The organism is Labrenzia sp. PO1 (assembly GCF_012273635.1).
GTDB lineage: Bacteria > Pseudomonadota > Alphaproteobacteria > Rhizobiales > Stappiaceae > Roseibium > Roseibium algicola.
In genome coordinates, this window is record NZ_JAAXCR010000002.1 from 1,257,142 (window position 1) to 1,278,021 (window position 20,880).

The following is a 20,880-nucleotide window of genomic DNA, read 5'->3' on the forward strand; positions in this document are numbered from 1 at the left end:
CCTTTGCCCAAGCCACGCATTGAGTAACTGCCGGCCGTTATTTTCAGCCGGTTTTCATCAGGGAGACGATATGTCTGGAAAACTCTCGCACGACCTGTTCAGCCTCTGGTTCCAGGCGCCTGTCGTCATCGCCCTGCGCTGCCAGGACTGGACCGCAAACCTTGCGGCGGGCACGGCCTGGACCAATCCGGAGCTTCATCGGATGATCAGCGAAAAGGCTGCAGCTGCGACGGAAAGCGCGTTTGCCATGAACAGGGCGCTGCTACGTGATGGAATGACGTCGTTTCAGCGGTACTGGCTGGGTGGGCAATCAATCGCGGCAAAGGGCACACGGCCCTATGCGAAGCGTGTTCGCGCAAACGCCAAGCGCCTGAGCAGGAAACCGCGGTAGTTATCCGATTTCCTCAGCCCTGATATCTGTCCGGCAACAAAAACCGTTGCCTTGCGCCTGGCGACCCAAGCCGCGCGTCCGAATACCACGTTGCCATCAACGCCCTTGAGCTGAGATCCGGGTTCTTGGCAAGAAATTCGCCGAAGGTTTCATGCGGCGTCTCGGCCATCCGCTCCGACAGGATGCCCAGGAAGGCCAGGGTGATGGTGGTGTTGTATTTCTCCGGCACGCCTGCTCTGGAGGCGAGGCCACGCAAGGCGTTGCCATATCGGCAAGCCGCTTCCAGAAACTCGTACTTCTGCAGCATCTGGCAGGCAACGCCGATATGGTCCACATGGCTGAAGCCTTTTGCATCCAGCTGGCCAGCTTCGAAGCGATCGGAAAGCTGCGCGTAATCCCTAAGCTCCGGCATTTGTTTCGTCCTTCAGTTTGTGGCTGTCGGCCGCGCTCAGATCGAGGTCGTAAACGCTCTTGAGTTGCCGGATCTTGTCCAGCGTCTCCTTCGAAAACGGCGGCTTGTTCTCAAAAGCATGCAGCGCCATGCCCTCGATCAGGTCGCCAAGACTGATGTCCAGATGTTCGGCGAGCCCTTTCAGGACCTTCAGCAACCGTTTTTCCAGGCGCACACCGGTTTGAACGCGCTCAACTGATTTTTCCATGCTGTTATCATGGTACCAATGTACCAGATAAGTCAACTTGTCGATTTGAGATGCGGAGAGCCCGAGCCCGAAAACAAAAAAGCACCGCGGAGAACCGGCGGTGCTTTTTGGTAAAGCTGATGCTTTGGATAGGGTGGGAGGCTGGCACGGCGACCCGTGCCGAGGCTCGTTAGGGCTGCTTCCTTCCGGACCTGACCCGGTTGGCGAGTGGCTCGTCCACCACCAACCTCCCGAGGGCCTTATATCAGAAGAAGGATGGGGTTTGGCAAGAGGGCAACACGGTTTTTTGTTCGCCGGGAAATCACACTCCCAAACCCGCCAGGAAGCGTGTAGCCTTCGGGAAATTCTGCCCGGAGTGTTTCATGTCATCCTTTGCCCTCAATGCCCGTCTCGAAGGCGACAGCTACTTCGTCAGCGATCTGACGCTGTGCACCGTCCGTCTGCTGAAAGATGCCAACTATCCCTGGCTGCTGCTCATTCCGCGCCAGTCGGACCTCGTCGAGATCATCGATCTGGAGGAGGCCGACCAGATGCAGTTGATGCGAGAAATCGCCCTGGCCAGCCGGGTGCTGCGCGAAGTGACCGACTGCGAGAAGCTGAATGTCGGCGCTCTCGGCAATCAGGTGTCCCAACTGCATGTCCACGTGATCGCCCGTTACCGGGACGATCCGGCCTGGCCCGGGCCGGTCTGGGGAGCGGTTCCGGCGCAGGAGTATTCCCACGACAGGGTGGAAACCCTGATCGAGAAGTTGCGGGATACCCTTGCCGGTGACGACGACTGATTGCCGGACCGGTCCAACATCCTGCCTCGTAGCTGTTTCAATCTGCATTCAGATGTGATCGGCGGCACCGGCAGGAAGCGGTTTCTCAGAACTGGAAAATGCACTACGTGAAGAACCAGCACCTATTGACCTCCCGCCCCTTTCTCTTCCAAGGACTTTGACATGAACGCCAACCCCGCCGGTTCCCTGGCCATGGAAATGAGTTTCCTCGGCAACACGCTTGACCGGCAATCGACACGGCGTGGCGATACCGCCTATCTGGCAAGTCTTCTGGAAAAGCCCGATACGCGCATCGTGCTGTCGACGGACCGGACATTGGTCTTTGCCGCGGGCGAAAACCTTGCCGTCGGGCATCGTCTGGAGGTCGCCCTTTCGCTCGGGGCCGTGCGGGAGGAGATGATTTTCCTGGGACTGCGCCCGGAAAACGGCGAGGCCCTGTTCGCAACGGCCTTGCCCGCGACAGATGAAGACCTTGCGGATCGCACGGACCTTCAGCTTATCGACTTGCGCACCCTTGCCCTGCAGAACGCATTTGCACCGCAGGACATGGGCGCACTTGCCCAGGCCCGCGCCCTGATCCACTGGCATCGCACGCATCAGTTCTGCTCGCGCTGCGGCGAGAAAAGCCATCTGTCCGAAGCCGGATACCGTCGGGATTGCCCATCCTGCGGCGGCCAGCATTTTCCGCGCACAGACCCCTGTGTGATCATGCTGATTACCGACGAGAGCGGAGACAAGGCCCTGCTGGGCCGCCCGGCCCGACTTCCGGAGGGCATTTACACCACTCTTGCCGGCTTCATGGAACCGGGAGAAACAATCGAGCAGGCCGTGCGGCGCGAAACGCTGGAGGAAAGCGGGATCATTGTTGGCGACGTCCGTCTGATTGCCAACCAGCCCTGGCCGTTTCCGGCGAACCTCATGCTCGGCTGTATCGGCAAGGCGACCTCCTTCGACATCGCCATCGAGGACGACGAGCTTGAAGCCTGCAAGTGGTGCGGCCGGGACGAAGTGCGGCAAATGCTGGCCGATACGCATCCCGAGGGTCACAAGATACCGCCTTCGATTTCCATCGCCTTTGAACTGATCATGGGCTGGCTCGACGGAACGCTCTGATGACCTGGTGCGCTTACCTGACCCATCCGGAAGTCCTTATCGATCCGGACGTTCCTGTTCCCGAGTGGGGCCTGTCGGATACGGGCCGGGAGCGTGCGGCGAAAGCCACCGTCCTGCCGTTTGCCAAGGACATCCGACAGGTAATCTCCAGTGCCGAAAAGAAGGCGCTTGATACCGCGCAGGTCTTCTCCGGCCGCCTCCGCGTCTTTCAGCGGTCGCTTCCGTTCCTGCACGAGAATGACCGGAGTGCGACCGGCTTTCTGCCACCAGAAGAGTTCGAGCGGACCGCAGATCTTTTCTTTGCCGATCCGCATCATTCCGTTCGCGGCTGGGAACGTGCGATCGACGCCCAGGACCGGATCGTCAATGGTGTCAAAAGTGCCCTGCGCCACATTCCCGAGGAAGCCCCGGTCCTGTTCGTCGGCCATGGCGCCGTCGGCACCTTGCTGATGTGCCATCTGATGGCCGCACCGATTTCCCGCCATCACAACCAGAGACGCGGCGGCAGCTGGTACCGCTTCGAGAAATCCTGGCTGATGAGCCAGGCCGGGCGCAATTTGGCTTGGACAGTCCTTTAAGCACGGTCGGAGGAAGACCCGGAACATGTTAGGCTGCCCCGACCTGTCGTGATCCGGGAGCCCGATGTGATCTGCCGTTTGCCGAAGCTTGTTCTTGCGACCCTGAGCTGCCTCGCCGTTACATTCCTGCCCGCCAACGCGGGCCAGTATGATGCCCAATTCCGGCAGTTCCTGTCTTCAGAAGTTGCTCCGGCGGCGCGCCAGCAAGGCATCTCCCAGGCAACTCTCGACCGGGAACTGAAAGGTCTGACACCCGACACCTCCCTGCCGGGGCTGGTCGGGCCGGGCGGCAAGGGCACGCCGCCCAAGATCAACTTTCAGGCCGAGTTCGGTTCCCCAAGCCGCTACTTCCGGGACAGCCAATTCAACGCCCTTGTGCCGCGCGGGCGATCGCTGATGCAGAAACACGCGGCCGTGCTGTCGCGGATCGAAGCGAAATACGGCGTACCCAGCCGGATCATCCTGGCCATCTGGGCAAGGGAATCGGGCTATGGCGGGGCCAAGATCCCCTATGACGCGATCCGCGTTCTGGCGACGCAGGCCTTCATGGGCCAGAGGCCGGACTTCTTCAAAGGCGAATTGATCGCCGGATTGAAGATCCTGCAAAATGGCGACGTATCCAGGCAGGGCATGAAAAGTTCCTGGGGTGGAGCCATGGGTCAACCACAGTTCCTGCCGTCTTCCTTCTGGAAGTATGCGGTCGATTTCGACGGTGACGGCAAGCGCAACATCTGGACCTCCGACATCGACACGATGGCCTCCATTGCCCATTATCTCTCGGCACATGGCTGGGTAGCTGACCGCGACTGGGGATATGAAGTCCATCTTCCCGACAACGTCTCATGTACGCGGGAAGGTCCGGACAACCGCCAGAAGATTTCCGACTTCGTGCGTGAAGGCGTCAAGCGCGTCAGCGGCAAGCCTTTTCCGGCCAACGAGGTCAACCGGCCGGGGAACATCCTGCTGCCTGCCGGCCGCTACGGCCCAGCCTTCATTGCTACGGAAAACTTCTACGTCATCAAGGACTACAACGAGAGTGACACCTATGCGCTCTTCGTCGGTCACCTGGCAGACCGCTATGGCAACAACAGCGGTTTTGTCGGCGACTGGAAACCGATGAAGGAAACAACCAGAGGCGCGGTACGGAACCTTCAGCAGAGGCTTGAGGGACTGGGGCATGACGTTGGCGGCGCCGATGGCCTGATCGGCTTCAAGACCCGTCGATCCATCGGCAAGGACCAGGAGAAGAACGGCTTCTTCGCGACTTGCTGGGTCGGCTAGAACACACCCTGGCCGCTCTCCTGGGTTGTGTTTCAAGGTGCCCGCAAAACTGCTGTTTCCAGGTAGAAGTATCCCGTGACCAAGCGCCGCGGGATGCCCGTTTCAACAAACAGTTGATTTTGGGCGTGCAGTGCGGAAGACTGTGTCCACATCCTTCCTTACTGCTTCTCCGGTGCCTTCATGCGGCTCCCCAAGATCGTTACCACATTGCAGGATTATTCCCTGCCGCTCTTCCGTGCCGACCTCGTCGCCGGGATCACCGTTGCAATGGTTGCCCTGCCGCTCAGCCTGGCGATCGCCATTGCTTCGGGGGCCGATCCTGCGAAAGGGCTGGTGACGGCGATTGTCGGCGGGTTCTTCATCTCGCTTCTTGGCGGCAGCCGGGTGCAGATTGGCGGGCCGACCGGCGCTTTCATCGTGGTGGTTTACGGCGTCATTGCCGATCACGGGTACGACGGGCTGGTGCTGGCAACCTTCATGGCGGGCATACTGCTATTGATCGGCGGGTATTTCCGGATCGGCAGACTGATCCGCTATGTGCCGGAAGCCGTGGTCAACGGGTTCACCATCGGCATCGCGATCATCATCGCCTCCAGCCAGATCAAGGATTTCTTCGGCCTTCAGATCACCGAGGTACCAGCGGACTTTCTGGAAAAGCTTCCCGTTCTCTGGGAAGCACGTGACACCGCTTCGCTGGCCGCCAGCGGACTTGCCCTGGTCACGCTGGTAATGATCGTCGTCCTGCGCCGGATGGCTCCGGCCTTTCCGGGGCTGATCGTTGCCGTGTCGTTAGCCTCGCTGGCTGTCGTTCTGGCCACCCTGCCGGTAGAGACCATAGCCTCGCGCTTCGGTGCCCTGCCCAACACGCTGCCAGTTCCGGCACTGCCGAGCGTCACTGTCGAGCGGGTCGTGGAGCTGTTTCCCTCCGCCATCGTGATCGCGTTCCTTGCCGGAGTGGAATCGCTTCTGTCCGCGATGGTGGCCGACAGGATGATCGAAGGAAGCCACCGCCCAAACGCCGAGATGCTGGCACAGGGAACCGCGAATATCGCGTCTGCCCTTTTCGGCGGCCTTCCGGCCACCGGTGCCATTGCCCGCACGGCCACAAACGTCCGTGCCGGTGGCAAGACGCCTGTTTCGGGGCTGGTGCATGCGCTTGCCATCTTGCTGATCATGCTGGTTGCGGCCCCCCTGGCCGGATACCTTGCCTTGCCCGCCATGGCAGCCTTGCTGGTTCTCACAGCCTGGAGCATGAGCGAACCGCACAAGTGGAAATCCTATCTGAGCGCCCCGATGGCCGACCGCATGTTGCTGTTGACCACGCTGATCCTGACGGTCCTGATCGATCTGACCGTTGCCATCGGCGTGGGCGTTTCAATCGGTCTTGCCCTCAGGCTGCGCGAACGCAAGAAGCAGCCGGACGACTGGTCGATGCCGGAACGCTGACACGGCCGGTCCCCGCCTGCAGGACATTCAAAACGCAAGGTTTTCAGCTGGAATTCCCAATTTCCCCTTTGGTTGCGACCAGCCAAAGGCCTGATGCCGTGTGCGCGGCATATATTTTCTGCTTTTATTTTTTATTGTTTTACGATAATTAATCGCTGCAACTTAAATTGGAGCCACTCCACATGTCTGTTTTGTCGTCTTGCGGCGCGAACCCTCGGGTGCGCGCGAGAACCCTTCTTATTGCTCTTTTTCTGACGGCCTTTGGCACAGCATCGTCCTATGCGGACCCACTCGACCGGTTCAATCCCGCCACGACCGACCCTGACCTCTTCCGGCTAGCGGTCCGTTATCCCGACAGAATGAAGGTTCCGGATGGAGCCGCAACGGTTCATGTTGTCCTGTCCGACAAGGAAACCGGGCGCGTTGTCCAGGAAAAGCGGATCGAGCTGCAAAGGACCACAACCGGCGAACAGGCAGCTGAAGTGCGTACGGAGGCACCGGAAAACGTGGTGACTGTGTATCGGATCCCGGCAAAACAGGTGGCTGAATTGCGAGCACTGCAGGCCAAGTATCTGGCCATGCCCCAGTCTCGTCAGCAAACGATTGGCGGATCCCTGTCGATCGACGTCACCGGCTGCAAGCTCGATGCGGCCGACACCGGCGAAATGCTGATTTCGACTTATCTCAAGACATCGGAACTGGAGACCTTCGTGGCTCTGGCGGAGAATTTCGACCTGCGAAACACGCAGGCTTCAAGCCGCAACGACCTTGAGAGCTCGATCCCGCCCTGTTCATGACCGGGGAAGCGGGCAAGGCCTCCCCAGACCTTGCCCACCCCTGCCACGGACAATCACACTCTCCTGTCTTCGGATCGAAACGCACTTCCCATGTCGCCCCCCTTTTCAAGCCGCTCGCTGCATGCGGTTATGCTTTGCCTGCCCCTGTTTCTTTTGGCTGCATGCAGTCATGTTCCAGTTGCCACCATGGTCAAACTGGCAAACTTCGACCTTCTGAAAACCAACCCGGCAGGCTTGCGGGTTGCCGTCAGATATCCGGCCAGCATCCGTATCCCGGAAGGCGGAGCACGCATGATGCTGACGGTGAAGGACAAGAAGACCGGCAAACTGGTTATGGAGGAGAAACTTGCTTTCGTCCGCGTATCGTCCAAAGCCGAGCGGGCGGAGCTGAGCGCCGAACTGCAGGAAGGCCGGCGGATTGCGATCTACCGGCTACCGGACGACAGAATCCCCGCCTTCAAGGCCTTTCAGACGTACCTTCTGACAATGGACAAGGCGGAACGGGACAAGATCGAAGGCAATATGGAAGTCGGCGTCGACGGCTGCCTTGCTTTCGAGCACCGGCCCGCGCGTATCCTGGTCAGCACCTATCTGAAAGCGGATGAGCTGGGCGGCTACATACCACTGCTGCGCGATGTCGATCTTGAGGAACAGATGGCTGACGGCAAGAACGACGTCGATGGTGGCCTGCCGCGTTGTACGGACGCCCGCGCCGCTACTGAAGAATAACGGCTCAAGCGAGCGCACTGTCCGTCCGTCGAGACCGGCAGACGGCACACCTTTGGACGAGGCAGCGCATGTGCCCTGCCCGGTCCAACAGGATTACGCGCTCACCACACCTTCCGGTGCTGCTTCCAGGCGGAAGGCGGCAGCCATCAGGGCCTTGGTGTAATCGGTCCGGGGCGCATCGAAGATCTGTTCGGAAGCGCCCTGTTCCACCACCTTGCCCTGACGCATGACGATAACCTCGTTGGCCAGGGCGCGGACAACCTTCAGGTCGTGGGAAATGAACAGATAGGCAAGACCGTGCGCCTTCTGCAGATCTCGCAACAGATCGACCACCTGGGCCTGGACACTCATGTCGAGGGCTGAAGTCGGCTCGTCCAGCATGACGAACTTCGGCTCAAGAACCATGGCCCGTGCGATGGAGATGCGCTGACGCTGGCCTCCTGAGAATTCATGCGGATAGCGATGCCGGGTGGACGCATCGAGCCCGACTTCCTCCAGGGCCTTGGCGACCTTGCGGTCGCGCTCATCGGCCGAAATACCGGGGAAATGCACCTGCAGGCCTTCACCGACGATTTCAGCCACCGACATGCGCGGGCTCAGCGCACCAAAGGGATCCTGAAACACGATCTGCATGTCCCGGCGCAGCGGGCGCATTTCCTTCCAGGAATTCTTCTGGATTTCGGCACCGTTGAAGGCAATCCGCCCGGTGGAGGAAATCATGCGCAGGATCGCAAGACCGAGTGTCGTCTTGCCCGATCCGCTTTCGCCGACGATCCCGAGCGTCTGGCCCTGCCGCACTTCCACATCGATCCCGTCCACCGCCTTGATGTGGTCGACGGTCTTGCGCAGGAAGCCCCGCTTTACCGGGAACCACACCTTCAGATCGTCTGCCTGAACGACAATCGGCTTGCTCTTGTCCGTCGCCGGTGGTTCGCCCTTGGGCTCCGCGGTGAGAAGGTGCTTGGTGTAGGCGTGCTGCGGCCGGTCGAAGATATCGGCAACCGGTCCCTGCTCGACGATCTTGCCCTTGGTCATCACGCAGACCCGGTCGGCGAACTTGCGCACGATCCCAAGGTCGTGGGTAATGAACAGCATCGCCATGCCGTGGCGACGCTGAAGGTCCTTCAGCAACTCCAGGATCTGCGCCTGAACTGTGACGTCGAGCGCCGTGGTCGGTTCGTCGGCAATCAGCAGATCCGGTTCGTTGGCCAACGACATGGCAATCATCACGCGCTGGCGCTGGCCGCCGGAAAGCTGGTGGGGATAGGAGTTGAGACGTTTTTCAGGATCGCGGATGCCCACCTGGTTGAGCAGTTCCAGCACGCGCTCACGTGCCTTTGTATCGCTCATGCCCCGGTGGATCTTCAGAATTTCCGAAACCTGCTTTTCCACCGAGTGCAGCGGATTGAGCGAGGTCATCGGTTCCTGGAAAATCATCGAGATGCCGTTGCCGCGCACCTTGCGCAGTTCGGCTTCCTCAACCGCCAGAAGATCCTGACCATTCATCAGGATCCTGCCGGAGGGGTGCGAGGCTGCGGGATAAGGCAGAAGCCGCAGGACCGACTGAGCGGTTACGGACTTACCCGAGCCGCTTTCCCCCACCAGTGCGACGGTCTCGCCTTTCTTGATGTCGAAGGTGATCCGGTCGACGGCAAGGTTCTTGCTGCCGCCTTGGGAAAAGGCGACGGACAGGTCTTCGACGGAGAGGAGCGTTTCTTTTGTCATCTTGTGTTCCTCACCCCAGACTTTTACGCGGGTCGAACGCATCACGCACCGCCTCGCCGATAAAGATCAACAGGCTCAACATCAGTGAAATGACCATGAAGCCGGTGATCCCGAGCCAGGGCGCCTGAAGGTTGTTCTTGCCCTGCGCCAGCAGTTCGCCAAGTGATGCCGACCCTGGCGGCAGGCCGAAGCCGAGGAAATCCAGCGCCGTCAGGGTGGAAATCGAACCGTTGAGAATGAACGGCATGAAGGTAAGCGTCGCCACCATGGCGTTGGGAAGCAGGTGCCGCCACATGATCACCGGATTGGAAACGCCGAGTGCCCGGGCTGCGGATATGTATTCCAGGTTCCGGCCGCGCAGGAATTCCGCGCGCACGACACCCACGAGCGCCACCCAGGAAAACGCCAGCAGGATGGTGAAAAGGGTCCAGAAGCCGGGCACCAGAAACGACGACACGATCAGGATGAGGTAAAGCGTCGGCACCGCTGTCCAGATCTCGATGAAACGCTGGAACAGGAGATCGGTCCAGCCGCCATAATAGCCCTGCACGGCCCCTGCCGCGATGCCGATGACGGAGGATGCCAGCGTCAGCGCCAGGCCGAACAGCACGGAAATCCGGAAGCCGTAGACGAGACGCGCAAGCACATCCCGGCCCTGATCGTCCGTACCGAGCCAGTTCCAGTTACCCATGACGCAATTGGGGTCTTCCGCGCCAAGCGGATAGCGCGAACAACGCTTTTCCTTGTCCATCGTCCAGGAGGGAGGTGCAGGTGCCGGGACCGGAATGTCATTGTTGACCGATCGGTAGGAATAACGCACCGGCGGCCACAGCATCCAGCCGTTGGCGCTGATCTCTTCCTGGATGAACGGATCGCGGTAGTCGGTCACCGCCAGGAAGCCGCCGAACTTTTCTTCCGGGTAATCGACGAAGACCGGCGCCAGCAATTCGCCGTTGTAGGAAACAAGGATCGGCCGATCATTGGTCAGGAATTCTGCCAGCATCGCCATGACGAACAGCACCAGGAAGATCCAGAGCGACCAGTATCCGCGCCTGTTGGCCTTGAAGTTCACCAGCCGCCGCTGATTTATCGGCGAGAGGCGTGCCTTGGAACCCTTTGCCGGGACGACAAACGCTTCGCGATCATCCGTTACAGCTGCCTCGAAGTAGGCCGCCCTGGATCGCTCGCGGCTTTCGGCTTCATATCCGCCAGCCTCATGTCCGCCACTGCCGGTCTCGTAGTTTGCACTTCCTGCATCACTGTCTGAATCGGTCGCCATCGATCAGACCTCCCTGCTTTCGAAGTCGATCCGGGGATCGATCCAGGTGTAGGTCAGGTCGGAAATGAGGTTCACCAGAAGTCCCATGAGCGAGAAGATGTAGAGGGTTGCGAAAACAACCGCGTAGTCGCGATTGATCACCGATTCAAAACTGAGCAATCCCAGGCCATCGAGCGAGAAGATCGTCTCGATGAGGAGCGAGCCGGCAAAGAAGGACGAGATGAAGGCCCCCGGGAAACCGGCCACCACGATCAACATGGCGTTGCGGAACACATGTCCGTAAAGCACCTGGCTTTCCGTCAGTCCCTTTGCCCTTGCGGTGATCACGTATTGCTTGCGAATTTCATCCAGGAACGAGTTCTTGGTCAGCAAGGTGGTGGTGGCAAAGGCCGACAGAGCCATGGCCGTCAAGGGCAGGGCAAGGTGCCAGAAATAGTCGGCGATCCGGGCAGGCCACGAGAGCTGTTCCCAATTGTCAGACACCAGCCCCCGCAAGGGAAAGATATCCCAGAAGGACCCGCCGGCGAAAAGCACGATCAAGAGAACCGCAAAGAGAAAGCCCGGTATGGCGTAAGCCACGACGATGACACCGGAGGTCCAGACGTCGAACCGCGAACCGTCCGAAACGGCCTTGCGGATCCCGAGCGGTATCGACACCGCATAGGATATCAACGTCATCCAGAGGCCGAGCGAGATTGAAACCGGCAGTTTTTCGGCAATCAGATCGATGATCTTGATGTCGCGGAAATAGCTTTCACCGAAATCGAAGCGGGCATAGTCGCCCAGCATCTTCAGGAAGCGTTCCAGCGGCGGCTTGTCGAAACCGAACTGCGCTTCCAGTTCCTTGATGAATTCCGGGTCAAGCCCCTGGGCACCGCGATATTTCGAACTGGCCGAGTCTGCAGTTGCGCCACCACTGCCACCGGAGGCGTCGTTGCCGCCCCCCAGCATGTCGCTGCCACCACCGCTGATGCGTGATGTCGCCGAAACGTCCGTTCCCTGCAACTGGGCAATGACCCGCTCGACCGGACCACCTGGCGCAAACTGGATGATAACGAAGTTGATTGCCATGATCCCGACCAGCGTCGGTATCATCAGCAGCAAGCGGCGGAGGATGTAGGCGCCCATGGAGTGTGTGCAGTCCCTTTTGTCTTGGCCTTCTGGAGCGGGCCCGAGGTTTCGCTGGAAATATTACCCGGCTTTGCCGAGTTTTTCCGCCTTTTCCTTGTCTATCCACCACAGTTCTTCAACCGGGAAGAAGTAGCGCGGAGTTTCTTCGGGAAAGCCGTAGACATCCCACATGGCAACAGTGTGGACGTTCTTGAACCATTGCGGGATCCAGTAATGACCGGCCCGCAACACGCGGTCGAGGGCCCGCGCCGCGTTGGTCATCTCATCGCGCGTTGTCGCCGCGATGGCCTTGTCGATCAGTGCATCGACAACCGGGCTGGATATGCCGGATGTGTTGTAGGTGCCCGGAATTGTCGCCGCCTTGGAGCCCCACATCTCGCGAATGGTATCCGACAGTGTCGGCGAAAGGCTGAGCCTGCGGCTGGCGATATCAAAGTCGTAGTCGTTGAGCCTGGCCTCATATTGCGCCGGATCGACGATCCGCAGGCTCGCCTTGATGCCGAGCCGTTCCAGGTTCTTGATCATCGGATTGACGATCCGTTCGTAAGCGGCGGTGTTGTTCAGGAACTCGATCGTCAGCTGATTTCCGTCCGGGCCGATCAGGTCGGTCCCCTTCCGGGTAAACCCGGCTTCGGCCAGAAGTTCGCTCGCCCGTTTCAGCAGCTTGCGGTCATTGCCGGATCCATCGCTGACGGGCTGCATCACCGCTTCGCCGAAGACAGCCTCCGGCAACTGGTCCCGGAAGGGCTCCAGCAATGCAAGTTCCGCAGCCGAGGGCATCCCCTCCGCCTTCATGTCGGAGTTTTCGAAGAAGGACTGAGTTCTCGTATAAAGCCCGTAGAACAGGTTCTGGTTCGACCATTCGAAATCGAAGGCGTATCCAAGAGCCTCGCGCACACGCGGGTCCTTGAACTTGTCGAGCCGGGTGTTGATGAACCAGCCCTGCGCCCCTGACGGCCGGCCATCGGGAAACTCGCGGCGGATGACCTTGCCTTCTTCCACAGCCGGAAAATTGTACTCCGTCGCCCAGTTCTTGGACGTGAATTCCTCGCGGTAGAACGTCTTGCCCTTCTTGAAGGCTTCGAATGCCGTTTGGCGTTCGCGGTAGAACTCCACCCGTATAACCGCGAAATTGCAGTGCCCTACCCTGACCGGCAGATCCTTTGCCCAGTAGTTTTCGACCTGGTGGTATTCGACATAGTGACCGACGGCATGTTTTCCGACCTTGTAGGGACCGGAGGACAGGGGCGGTGTCAGGGTCGATTGCTTGAAATCGTAGGCGGTGTAATACCGCTTGGAAAAGATCGGATAATCGGCCGCAACGACGAGCGGCAGGTTGCGCGACTGCGAGCCGTCGAACTGCAGCGCGACCTTGTGATCGTCCAGAATGACCGCGTCCTTCAATGACGACAGCGGCTGGCTGAGCATGGGGTGACCGTCGGCCTTCAGAAGCAGAAGCGAAAAGGCGACGTCCTCTGCAGTCAGTTTGGAGCCGTCGTGAAATCTGGCTTCAGGCCTGAGATTGAACGTGAAGACGTTGCCGTCCTCCGACACCTTGACCGTTTCCGCCAGCAGGCCGTAGACCGCGTCCGGCTCATCGTAAGCGCGCACCATCAAGGTGTCGAAACACAGCTCCATGCGGGGCGGGGCATCGCCTTTCAGGATGAAGGCATTGAAAGTGTTGTAGGTCAGGACATTCTGGTTGAAGTACCAGTAGGGCGCCTGAAACGAGAAGGTCCCGCCTTTCGGAGCCAGCCGGTTGACATAGTCGAACTGGGTGAAATCCGGGCCGTATTTCAGATCGCCGAACACGGACAGGCCGTGAACGGGGCCATCCGGATAGGCGGTTTGTGACGCGAAGGCCGTGGACACTGGCCAGGGCGCTGCCGACGCAAACGCCGCGGCGCTGCTCATTTGCAGGAAACGGCGCCGGGAAGTCGTCAGAGCCCCACTCATCGCGCGGCTCCCGTCTTGGCGGCCAGGGCCTCGTCGTACCACCAGATAGTCGGGAACCCGGTGCTGTATTCCGGCATCTGTTGCGGATGGCCGAAGCGGTTCCAGCGTGCCGTGCGAGTTTCGTCGGAATAGAACTGCGGCACCACATAATGGTTCCACAGCAACACGCGGTCGAGCGCGCGGGTGGCAGCCACCAGCGTTTCCCGGTCTTCGGCAAAGATGACCTTGTCGATCAGCTTGTCGATCGCGGGGTTCTTGATGCCGGCATAGTTGGCCGAACTTTCGTTATCAGCAGATTCAGACCCCCAGTACTCCCGCTGCTCGTTTCCGGGCGACAGGGACTGGCCGATCGCCAGGACCACGGTGTCGAAATCACGGCTGCGGACACGATTGACGAACTGCGAGGTATCGACCAGACGCAGGATCGGCTTGATGCCAATGGCTTCCAGGTTCTGCGAATACGGCAGAAGAGTGCGTTCGCTGGCCTTGTCACGGTAGAGGAATTCGATGCTGAGCTGTTCGCCGGTTTTCGGATCGACCATCTTGCGGTCTTTCAGCTCATAGCCGGCCTTGCGCAGCAACTTGACGGCTTCACGCAGGTTCGCGCGCACGTTCTGCGGATTGCCGCCAACCGGGTTCTTGAATTCTTCCGTGAAGACTTCGGGCGGCACCATGTCCCGCACTTCCTCCAGGATCTCCAACTCCTTGCCCTGCGGCAGACCGCTGGATGCCAGCTCCGTGCCGGCGAAATAGGAATTGACCCTCTTGAGAAGATTGGCGGAAACGATCTCGTTGGTGGTTTCGAAATCGTAGGCATAGTTCAATGCCTGACGGACATCAGGGTTCTGGAATTTTTCACGGCGCTGGTTCAGGAAGAACCCCTGCATGACGCCCCTGGACTTGTCCGGGAAGATTTCCTTCACCACCCGGCCATCCTTGATGGCTGGGAAGTCGTAGCGCTTGGCCCACTGGCTCGAGCTGCGCTCGGTATGGAAGTCGTACTGGTCACCCTTGAAGGCTTCGAACTGCACGGAATCATCGAGGAAGGAGATGTAACGGATCTCCTCGAAATTATCGGTGCCGACGCGGATCGGCAGGTCCTTTCCCCAATAGTCCGGCACACGCTCGTAGATCACCTGACGGTTGGGCGAGAACTCTTTCATCTTGTAGGCACCGGAACCGAGTGGCGGCTCCAGGGTGGTGCGGGAGATGTCACGCTGTTCTCCCTTGCTATTCGTGCCTTCCCACCAGTGTCTGGGCAGGACAGTCAGCTGGCCCATGATCTTGGGAAGCTCGCGGTTTCCGCTGACATCAAAGGTGAAACGCACGGTGCCATCGCCGACAATCTCGGACTTCTGGACATTCTGGAAGTAGTACTTGCGCTGCGGGTCCAGCTCGATGGACTTTTCAAACGACCAGATGACATCGTCGGCGGTTACCGGCTCGCCGTCATGCCACCTTGCATCCGGGTTGAGCCTATATTCGACCCAGGAATAGTCGCCGGGAAAGCGGACCGCTTCGGCCAGGACACCGTATTGGGCACTGATGTCCTCTTCGTCCAGAGAGGGCTCCATCAGGCTTTCGTAGATATTCAGGATGCCAGGGGCGATATTGCCCTTCTGCGCCAGAATGTTGAACGTATCGAAACCGCCGCTGGCGGCTAGCCGAACCGTGCCGCCTTTGGGGGCATCGGGATTGACGTAATCGAAATGCTTGGCGTCAGCGCCGTATTTGGGTGTTCCGTTGAGGGCGGCCGCATGATGCCATTCCGGTTCAGCCGCGAAAGCCGGTACGGATCCGATCCCCGACATCACCACCACACTTGCCAGTGCAAGCCCAGCTGCGGCCCGCTTCCCTACATGCCATTTGAACACCATCGGCTTCTCCGTCCCCTTCCGGTTCCTGAACCCAAATCACGGGTTTAGAGAATCAGTGTAGGGACCTGTTGGCCCTGCGTCACCTGCTGGCTGTCGAGATGACAGAAATTTAACCTGTCTGGGGGAGGCCGTTTCCGGGAATATCCTGTGAATTTCTCTTGGACTTTGCCTTTTGCGCGTACATTCTACCGTCAGCAACCCTAAGTAAATCTTCCACCGTAGCGGCATCGCCGGGATAGCTTGCAGAACCAATACTGGCCTTCACGTCGATACGGGCACCCGAATACTCGAAAGCCTCGGTCACACGCTCACCAAGTCGATTGAGAAAGGTGTCCTTCTCCTGGCGCCGCATGTTGCCTGGCGTCAACACGATGAACTCGTCGCCACCGACCCTGGCGACGGTATCCGTCTGCCGGATCTGGTTCTGCAGCCGCTGCCCGACCTCGATCAGAAGCTGATCGCCAACTGCGTGACCATAGTTGTCGTTGACCGGCTTGAAGGCATCCAGATCGACGTAAAAAATCTCGAAGCCCGCGCCACTGCGCTCGCACATGGCGGCAAGCTGGTGCATGCGGTCTTCCAGCAGGCGCCGGTTCGCCAGTCCTGTCAGCGGGTCATGCAGCGCCATGGAGCGAACCTTGTAGACCTCGCTGATCAACAGAAACGCCATGGCGCCAAAGACGAGCGAGATCAGACTGCCGACGAGTTGCGTGATCCAGACCTGGTTGCCCGTGCTCGACCAGCCGGCCTCCGGAAGGCCGACAAGCTCCCAGTTCAGACCGCCGGGAAGATGCAGAGGCAGGGACACATGGTCCTTTTCAAGGAGAGACTGGCTGCCGAAAATCATGTTGTTGGAGGCAACCGCGCTCCGGTTCACAAGGCCGATGCGGATGCCGTTGATGACATCCGTGATGCCGGCAGTCTTCATCATGCCCTCTTCGTCCAGCACCAGGGTGGCGACACCCCAGTAACTGCGCTCCTTGAGCGGTTGCCCTAGGAAGCTGGCTGGAAAGATGGGAATTCGGATCAGGAGGGCCCTGCCCCCCTGCACAAGTTCCAGTGGGCCTGCAATAACGACTTCACGCGTCACCATCGCCTGCTGGATTGCGGGCCACTGCGCCGTGTTCATGCGGTAGTTCAGACCGAGCGCCGCCTGGTTTGGCTCCAGCGGAAACACTGCGCGAAGAATGTTGTTGGGCGCCAGGCCGATAGAGCGGATGGACGGATTTTCCTCGATCAGTTCGACCGCGATTTCCCGGTAGTCTTCCATATCGAATGGCTGTTCGACGAACTGGGACACATAGGCCCGGATCCCGAGACCGTGGGCCACTGTCCGGTTGATTTCGCCTTCAAGGCGCGCCCGCGCTTCGGAGAGCGAGGCGACGGCCTGACGTTTGTGCTGGGAAACAAGTTCGTTGCGGACCAGTTGACCGACGTGCGCAGTGACGGCGATACCAGCGAGAAAACAGACGGCAGCAACGATGGAAGCGATCCACGTTCCATTCGACTTAGAAAATACATTCCTCGTCAAGTTGATGCCCATAGGGTCCTTGCCCGACCTTAGCCCACTTTTAACAGAACTACGTAACGTAAGATTTGTTAATTTTTCTTATAAATCAAATAAAAAAGCCGGGTAGTTAACCCGGCTTCTCTACAATTCAAGTCACGTCTGCGATGTCGACGAGATTTTACTCGGTCGGCAGCGGTGCAGGCGAATCGGCCTGTTCACGCAGGTAGGCAATCAGGTCTGCCCGGTCTTCCGGTTTACGCAGACCGGCAAAACCCATCGTGGTGCCGGAGATGAAGTTCTTCGGGGACTCCAAGAAGTGATCCAGCTCTTCGTAGGTCCACTCCGGATTTTCTTCACCGAATGCGGTCATTGCGGAAGAATAGCCGAAACCTTCGTGGGAACCAGGCTTGCGGCCGACGACATCCCAAAGACCCGGGCCAACCTTGTTGGCACCGCCCTGCGTGAAGTCGTGGCAGGCGGCGCATTTCTTGGCCACCTTCGCGCCGTCTTCAGCAGATGCTTCGACCAGACGCTCGGAGATCGGCACCACTTCCGGAACCGCGCCGACTTCCGAGGTGCTATCCTCTGCAGACGCCACGACGATTTCATAACCCGGTTTACCCGGGATCGTCGGATGGAAGATGATGTCGGAGACAATGCCGACACCCATAGTCAGAATCAGAACCATCAGTACCGCACCAGCGGCCTTGTTCAGCGTGAAGGAATCCATTCTCTCCGGCTCCAAGCTCATACGCGTCCGGGCCCGCAGCGTCGCTGCGACCCCTATCAGCTTTTCGAATTTTGCCGGAACCTACAAATTTTTTGACCTTGCTGTCCATAGCTTTAAAAGGGCATCTGATACGACAAACGGACGCGGCACGTGTTTTTTTGCATTTCTTCCGCCCGTCCGGCTCCATGGAGACCCGATTGACCGCTGCTCTTGTGATTATCCCGGCCCGCCTCGCTGCCACCCGACTGCCGCGCAAACCGCTTGCCGACATCTGCGGAAAACCCATGATCGTGCGTGTTCTGGAACAGGCCCGCAACGCGGATATCGGCCCGGTGGCCGTTGCATGTGACGACAAGGACATTTTCGAAGCGGTGCAGGACCATGGCGGCAAGGCAGTCATGACGCGTGCCGACCACGCTTCCGGATCTGATCGCATTCACGAGGCAGCGGGACTGATCGATCCGGACGGAAAGCACGATGTCATCCTGAACGTGCAGGGCGATGTGCCGCTGATCGCACCGGAAGCCATCCGGGCGGCCTTTGCACCGCTCGCCATTGCCGATGTCGACCTGGGCACCATCATGACCGAGTTCACCAATACCGCCTTCCGGGACGATCCGAATTTCGTCAAGGCAGTCACCACGCCCAACGGCCACGGCCATCATCGCGCGCTTTACTTTACCAGAGCCGTCGCCCCGCACGGTGACGGCCCGTACTACCACCACATCGGCATCTATGCCTACCGCAGGGCAGCCCTGGCGAAATTCGTCCAGCTGCCGCCTTCGCCGCTGGAACAGCGTGAAAAGCTGGAGCAGTTGCGGGCCCTGGAAGCGGGTATGCGGATTGATGCCTCCGTCATCGACAGCGCGCCGATGGACGTGAACACGCCCGAAGATCTGGAACGAGCCCGGGCGGCCTATCAGACAAACTGACGAAAGACTGCCGAAAGGCGGAAAGACATATGACCGACAGAAAAAGAATCGTGTTCCAGGGAGAAACCGGTGCCAATTCGCACATGGCCTGCCGGAGCGTTTATCCCGATTACGAAGCCATCCCCTGCGCCACCTTCGAGGACTGCTTTTCGGCCATGGCCGACGGGTCGGCAGACCTTGCCATGATCCCGATCGAGAACTCCGTTGCCGGCCGCGTCGCGGACATTCATCATCTGCTGCCCAAATCGGACCTGCACATCATCGGCGAATATTTCATGCCGATCCGGTTTCAGCTCATGGCGGTCAAGGGCGCAAAGATCGAAGACCTGAAAAAGGTGCAAAGCCATGTGCATGCCCTTGGCCAGTGCCGGAACGTGATCCGTGAACTCGGCCTGACGGCCGTCGTCGGCGGCGATACCGCGGGCTCCGCCCGGCAGATCGCCGAGCTGGGTGATCCCAGCGTCGGCGCTCTTGCGCCGGAAATGGCCGCCGAAATCTACGGTCTGGACATTCTGCGCCGGGATGTGGAGGATGAGGCGCACAACACGACCCGCTTCGTCATTCTCTCGCGCGACAAGATGGAGGCCGCGCACAACGGCCAGCCGGTCATCACGACCTTCATCTTCCGGGTTCGCAACGTCCCGGCAGCGCTCTACAAGGCCCTGGGAGGATTTGCCACCAACGGGGTCAACATGACCAAGCTGGAATCCTATCAGCTTGAAGGGCAGTTTTTCGCGTCGATGTTCTATGCGGACGTCGAAGGCCATCCGGAAGATCCGAAGGTGGCCCTGGCGCTCGAGGAGCTGGCCTTCTTCTGTGCCGAGCTGAACATGCTCGGCGTCTACCGGGCAAGCCCGTTCAGGGACAAGATCAGGGAGCCGGAATCCAACCGTGCTCTCCGGCCCAATCCCTACTCGTAACGGCGGCTACCCGACACCACCAGAGGAACTCTATGACTGAAACAAGATTTGATGCCCTGTGCATCGGCAATGCCATTTGCGACGTCTTCGCCCATGTCGAAGAGGATTTCCTGCTTCAGGAAAACCTCGTCAAAGGCTCCATGCGCCTGATCGACACCGACGAGGCAGTACGCCTGTTCGACAAGATGGGACAGACCGTCCGCATTTCCGGCGGCAGCGCCGGCAACACGGCGGCTGGCATTGCCTCGCTCGGCGGACGCCCTGCCTATTTCGGCAAGGTTGCCGAGGACGAACTGGGCGACAGCTATTATCATGACATGAACGGCACCGGCGTCTATTTCAACACGCCCCGCCTCAAGGTAGGCAAGCCGACCGCCCGGTCGATGATCCTGATCACGCCGGACGGCGAACGCACGATGAACACCTATCTGGGTGCATGCACCGAATTCGGCATCGCCGATGTTGACGAGGAAGTCGTTGCCGCCGCAGCCGTCACCTACATGGAAGGCTATCTGTGGGACCCGGCAGACGCCAAGAAGGCGTTCCTGAAAGCTGCGGAAATCGCGCATACTAACGGGCGTCAGGTGGCGATCACTCTGTCCGACTCGTTCTGTGTCGACCGCTACCGCAGCGAATTTCAGGCCCTTCTGACCGATGGTGTCGTCGACCTGATGTTTGCCAACGAGCATGAGCTGAAAGCCCTTTACGAAACATCGGATCTGGACAGTGCGGTAAATGCGGCCCGGGACTCCGGTGCCCTGACCGCCCTGACCCTCGGCGAGAACGGCGCGATGGCAATCAGCCGCGAGGAAACCGTCAAGGTTCCTGCGCAGACTGTCGACAACGTGGTTGACCTGACAGGCGCCGGCGATCTGTTCGCCTCCGGCTTCCTGTTCGGCCTTGCCCGCGACTACAAGCTCGCGGAAGCCACCGAGCTTGGTTGCCTGTGCGCCGCGAGCGTCATCAGCCACGTCGGCGCCCGGCCGGAACGGGCCTTGAAAAACATCGCCGGCCAGAGCGGCTTCGAGATCTGAACCTTTTCAG

20 protein-coding genes and 1 other RNA gene are annotated in these 20,880 nt (G+C 59.6%); 11 read left to right on the plus strand and 10 right to left on the minus strand.

The window, feature by feature from the left end:
- Positions 1-70 precede the first annotated feature (70 nt).
- Complete coding sequence (locus tag HCG46_RS13705) at positions 71-391, plus strand: hypothetical protein (protein ID WP_055657165.1); 321 nt, start codon at positions 71-73, stop codon at positions 389-391.
- Between the two features lie 13 nt (positions 392-404).
- On the opposite strand, the gene HCG46_RS13710 is transcribed toward HCG46_RS13705, so the two are convergent.
- The 3 genes from HCG46_RS13710 to ffs form a co-directional block, all read right to left on the minus strand.
- Entirely contained in the window at positions 405-803 is a 399-nt protein-coding gene (locus HCG46_RS13710) for a hypothetical protein (protein ID WP_055657163.1), read from the minus strand.
- Entirely contained in the window at positions 790-1,050 is a 261-nt protein-coding gene (locus HCG46_RS13715) for a hypothetical protein (protein ID WP_022999047.1), read from the minus strand. The genes HCG46_RS13710 and HCG46_RS13715 overlap by 14 nt, the downstream gene beginning before the upstream one ends.
- A gap of 133 nt (positions 1,051-1,183) precedes the next feature.
- Positions 1,184-1,281, minus strand: an RNA gene (gene ffs, locus HCG46_RS13720) — signal recognition particle sRNA small type.
- 131 nt (positions 1,282-1,412) lie between these two features.
- Here ffs and HCG46_RS13725 point away from each other — a divergent pair.
- The 7 genes from HCG46_RS13725 to HCG46_RS13755 all read left to right on the plus strand — a co-directional run bounded on the left by HCG46_RS13725 (position 1,413) and on the right by HCG46_RS13755 (position 7,776).
- Complete coding sequence (locus tag HCG46_RS13725; protein ID WP_022999048.1) at positions 1,413-1,832, plus strand: HIT family protein; 420 nt, start codon at positions 1,413-1,415, stop codon at positions 1,830-1,832.
- Positions 1,833-1,994: 162 nt separating this feature from the next.
- Positions 1,995-2,945: an NAD(+) diphosphatase gene (gene nudC, locus HCG46_RS13730; RefSeq protein WP_168686514.1), complete on the plus strand. Its 951-nt coding sequence runs from the start codon at positions 1,995-1,997 to the stop codon at positions 2,943-2,945.
- Positions 2,945-3,523, plus strand: coding sequence for a histidine phosphatase family protein (locus tag HCG46_RS13735; protein WP_168686515.1), 579 nt, complete (start codon positions 2,945-2,947; stop codon positions 3,521-3,523). Before nudC ends, HCG46_RS13735 begins: the two co-directional genes overlap by 1 nt.
- A gap of 66 nt (positions 3,524-3,589) precedes the next feature.
- Positions 3,590-4,804, plus strand: a complete 1,215-nt coding sequence (locus HCG46_RS13740; protein WP_031268687.1) for a lytic murein transglycosylase — start codon at positions 3,590-3,592, stop codon at positions 4,802-4,804.
- Positions 4,805-4,984: 180 nt separating this feature from the next.
- A complete protein-coding gene (locus HCG46_RS13745; protein ID WP_152508706.1) occupies positions 4,985-6,250 on the plus strand; it encodes a SulP family inorganic anion transporter in 1,266 nt (421 codons plus the stop codon).
- 182 nt (positions 6,251-6,432) lie between these two features.
- Positions 6,433-7,047, plus strand: coding sequence for a hypothetical protein (locus tag HCG46_RS13750; RefSeq protein ID WP_168686516.1), 615 nt, complete (start codon positions 6,433-6,435; stop codon positions 7,045-7,047).
- 186 nt (positions 7,048-7,233) lie between these two features.
- Complete coding sequence (locus HCG46_RS13755) at positions 7,234-7,776, plus strand: hypothetical protein (RefSeq protein WP_168686517.1); 543 nt, start codon at positions 7,234-7,236, stop codon at positions 7,774-7,776.
- 93 nt (positions 7,777-7,869) lie between these two features.
- On the opposite strand, the gene HCG46_RS13760 is transcribed toward HCG46_RS13755, so the two are convergent.
- The 7 genes from HCG46_RS13760 to HCG46_RS13790 form a co-directional block, all read right to left on the minus strand.
- Positions 7,870-9,501, minus strand: coding sequence for an ABC transporter ATP-binding protein (locus HCG46_RS13760; protein ID WP_055659277.1), 1,632 nt, complete (start codon positions 9,499-9,501; stop codon positions 7,870-7,872).
- Positions 9,502-9,511: 10 nt separating this feature from the next.
- Positions 9,512-10,780, minus strand: a complete 1,269-nt coding sequence (locus HCG46_RS13765) for an ABC transporter permease (protein ID WP_022999056.1) — start codon at positions 10,778-10,780, stop codon at positions 9,512-9,514.
- A gap of 3 nt (positions 10,781-10,783) precedes the next feature.
- The gene (locus HCG46_RS13770; RefSeq protein ID WP_022999057.1) at positions 10,784-11,908 is read right to left on the minus strand and encodes a microcin C ABC transporter permease YejB; all 1,125 of its coding nucleotides are present in this window, start codon (positions 11,906-11,908) and stop codon (positions 10,784-10,786) included.
- A 63-nt stretch (positions 11,909-11,971) separates the two neighbouring features.
- Entirely contained in the window at positions 11,972-13,867 is a 1,896-nt protein-coding gene (locus tag HCG46_RS13775; RefSeq protein WP_205838492.1) for an extracellular solute-binding protein, read from the minus strand.
- A complete protein-coding gene (locus tag HCG46_RS13780; RefSeq protein ID WP_168686518.1) occupies positions 13,864-15,744 on the minus strand; it encodes an extracellular solute-binding protein in 1,881 nt (626 codons plus the stop codon). The genes HCG46_RS13775 and HCG46_RS13780 overlap by 4 nt, the downstream gene beginning before the upstream one ends.
- A 109-nt stretch (positions 15,745-15,853) precedes the next feature.
- Positions 15,854-17,275 carry a diguanylate cyclase gene (locus HCG46_RS13785; protein WP_208992167.1) on the minus strand — a complete coding sequence of 474 codons (1,422 nt, stop codon included), beginning with the start codon at positions 17,273-17,275 and terminating at the stop codon, positions 15,854-15,856.
- Positions 17,276-17,432: 157 nt separating this feature from the next.
- The gene (locus HCG46_RS13790) at positions 17,433-17,984 is read right to left on the minus strand and encodes a cytochrome c family protein (protein WP_022999061.1); all 552 of its coding nucleotides are present in this window, start codon (positions 17,982-17,984) and stop codon (positions 17,433-17,435) included.
- A gap of 185 nt (positions 17,985-18,169) precedes the next feature.
- Here HCG46_RS13790 and HCG46_RS13795 point away from each other — a divergent pair, with 185 nt between their 5' ends.
- Genes HCG46_RS13795 through HCG46_RS13805 form a run of 3 tightly spaced genes read left to right on the plus strand, consistent with a single transcriptional unit; the run spans position 18,170 to position 20,870 of the window.
- Positions 18,170-18,916: a 3-deoxy-manno-octulosonate cytidylyltransferase gene (locus HCG46_RS13795; RefSeq protein WP_022999062.1), complete on the plus strand. Its 747-nt coding sequence runs from the start codon at positions 18,170-18,172 to the stop codon at positions 18,914-18,916.
- Between the two features lie 29 nt (positions 18,917-18,945).
- On the plus strand, positions 18,946-19,836 hold the full coding sequence (locus tag HCG46_RS13800; RefSeq protein ID WP_022999063.1) for a prephenate dehydratase: 891 nt from the start codon (positions 18,946-18,948) through the stop codon (positions 19,834-19,836).
- 32 nt (positions 19,837-19,868) lie between these two features.
- Entirely contained in the window at positions 19,869-20,870 is a 1,002-nt protein-coding gene (locus HCG46_RS13805) for an adenosine kinase (RefSeq protein ID WP_168686519.1), read from the plus strand.
- The last annotated feature ends 10 nt before the right edge of the window (positions 20,871-20,880 follow it).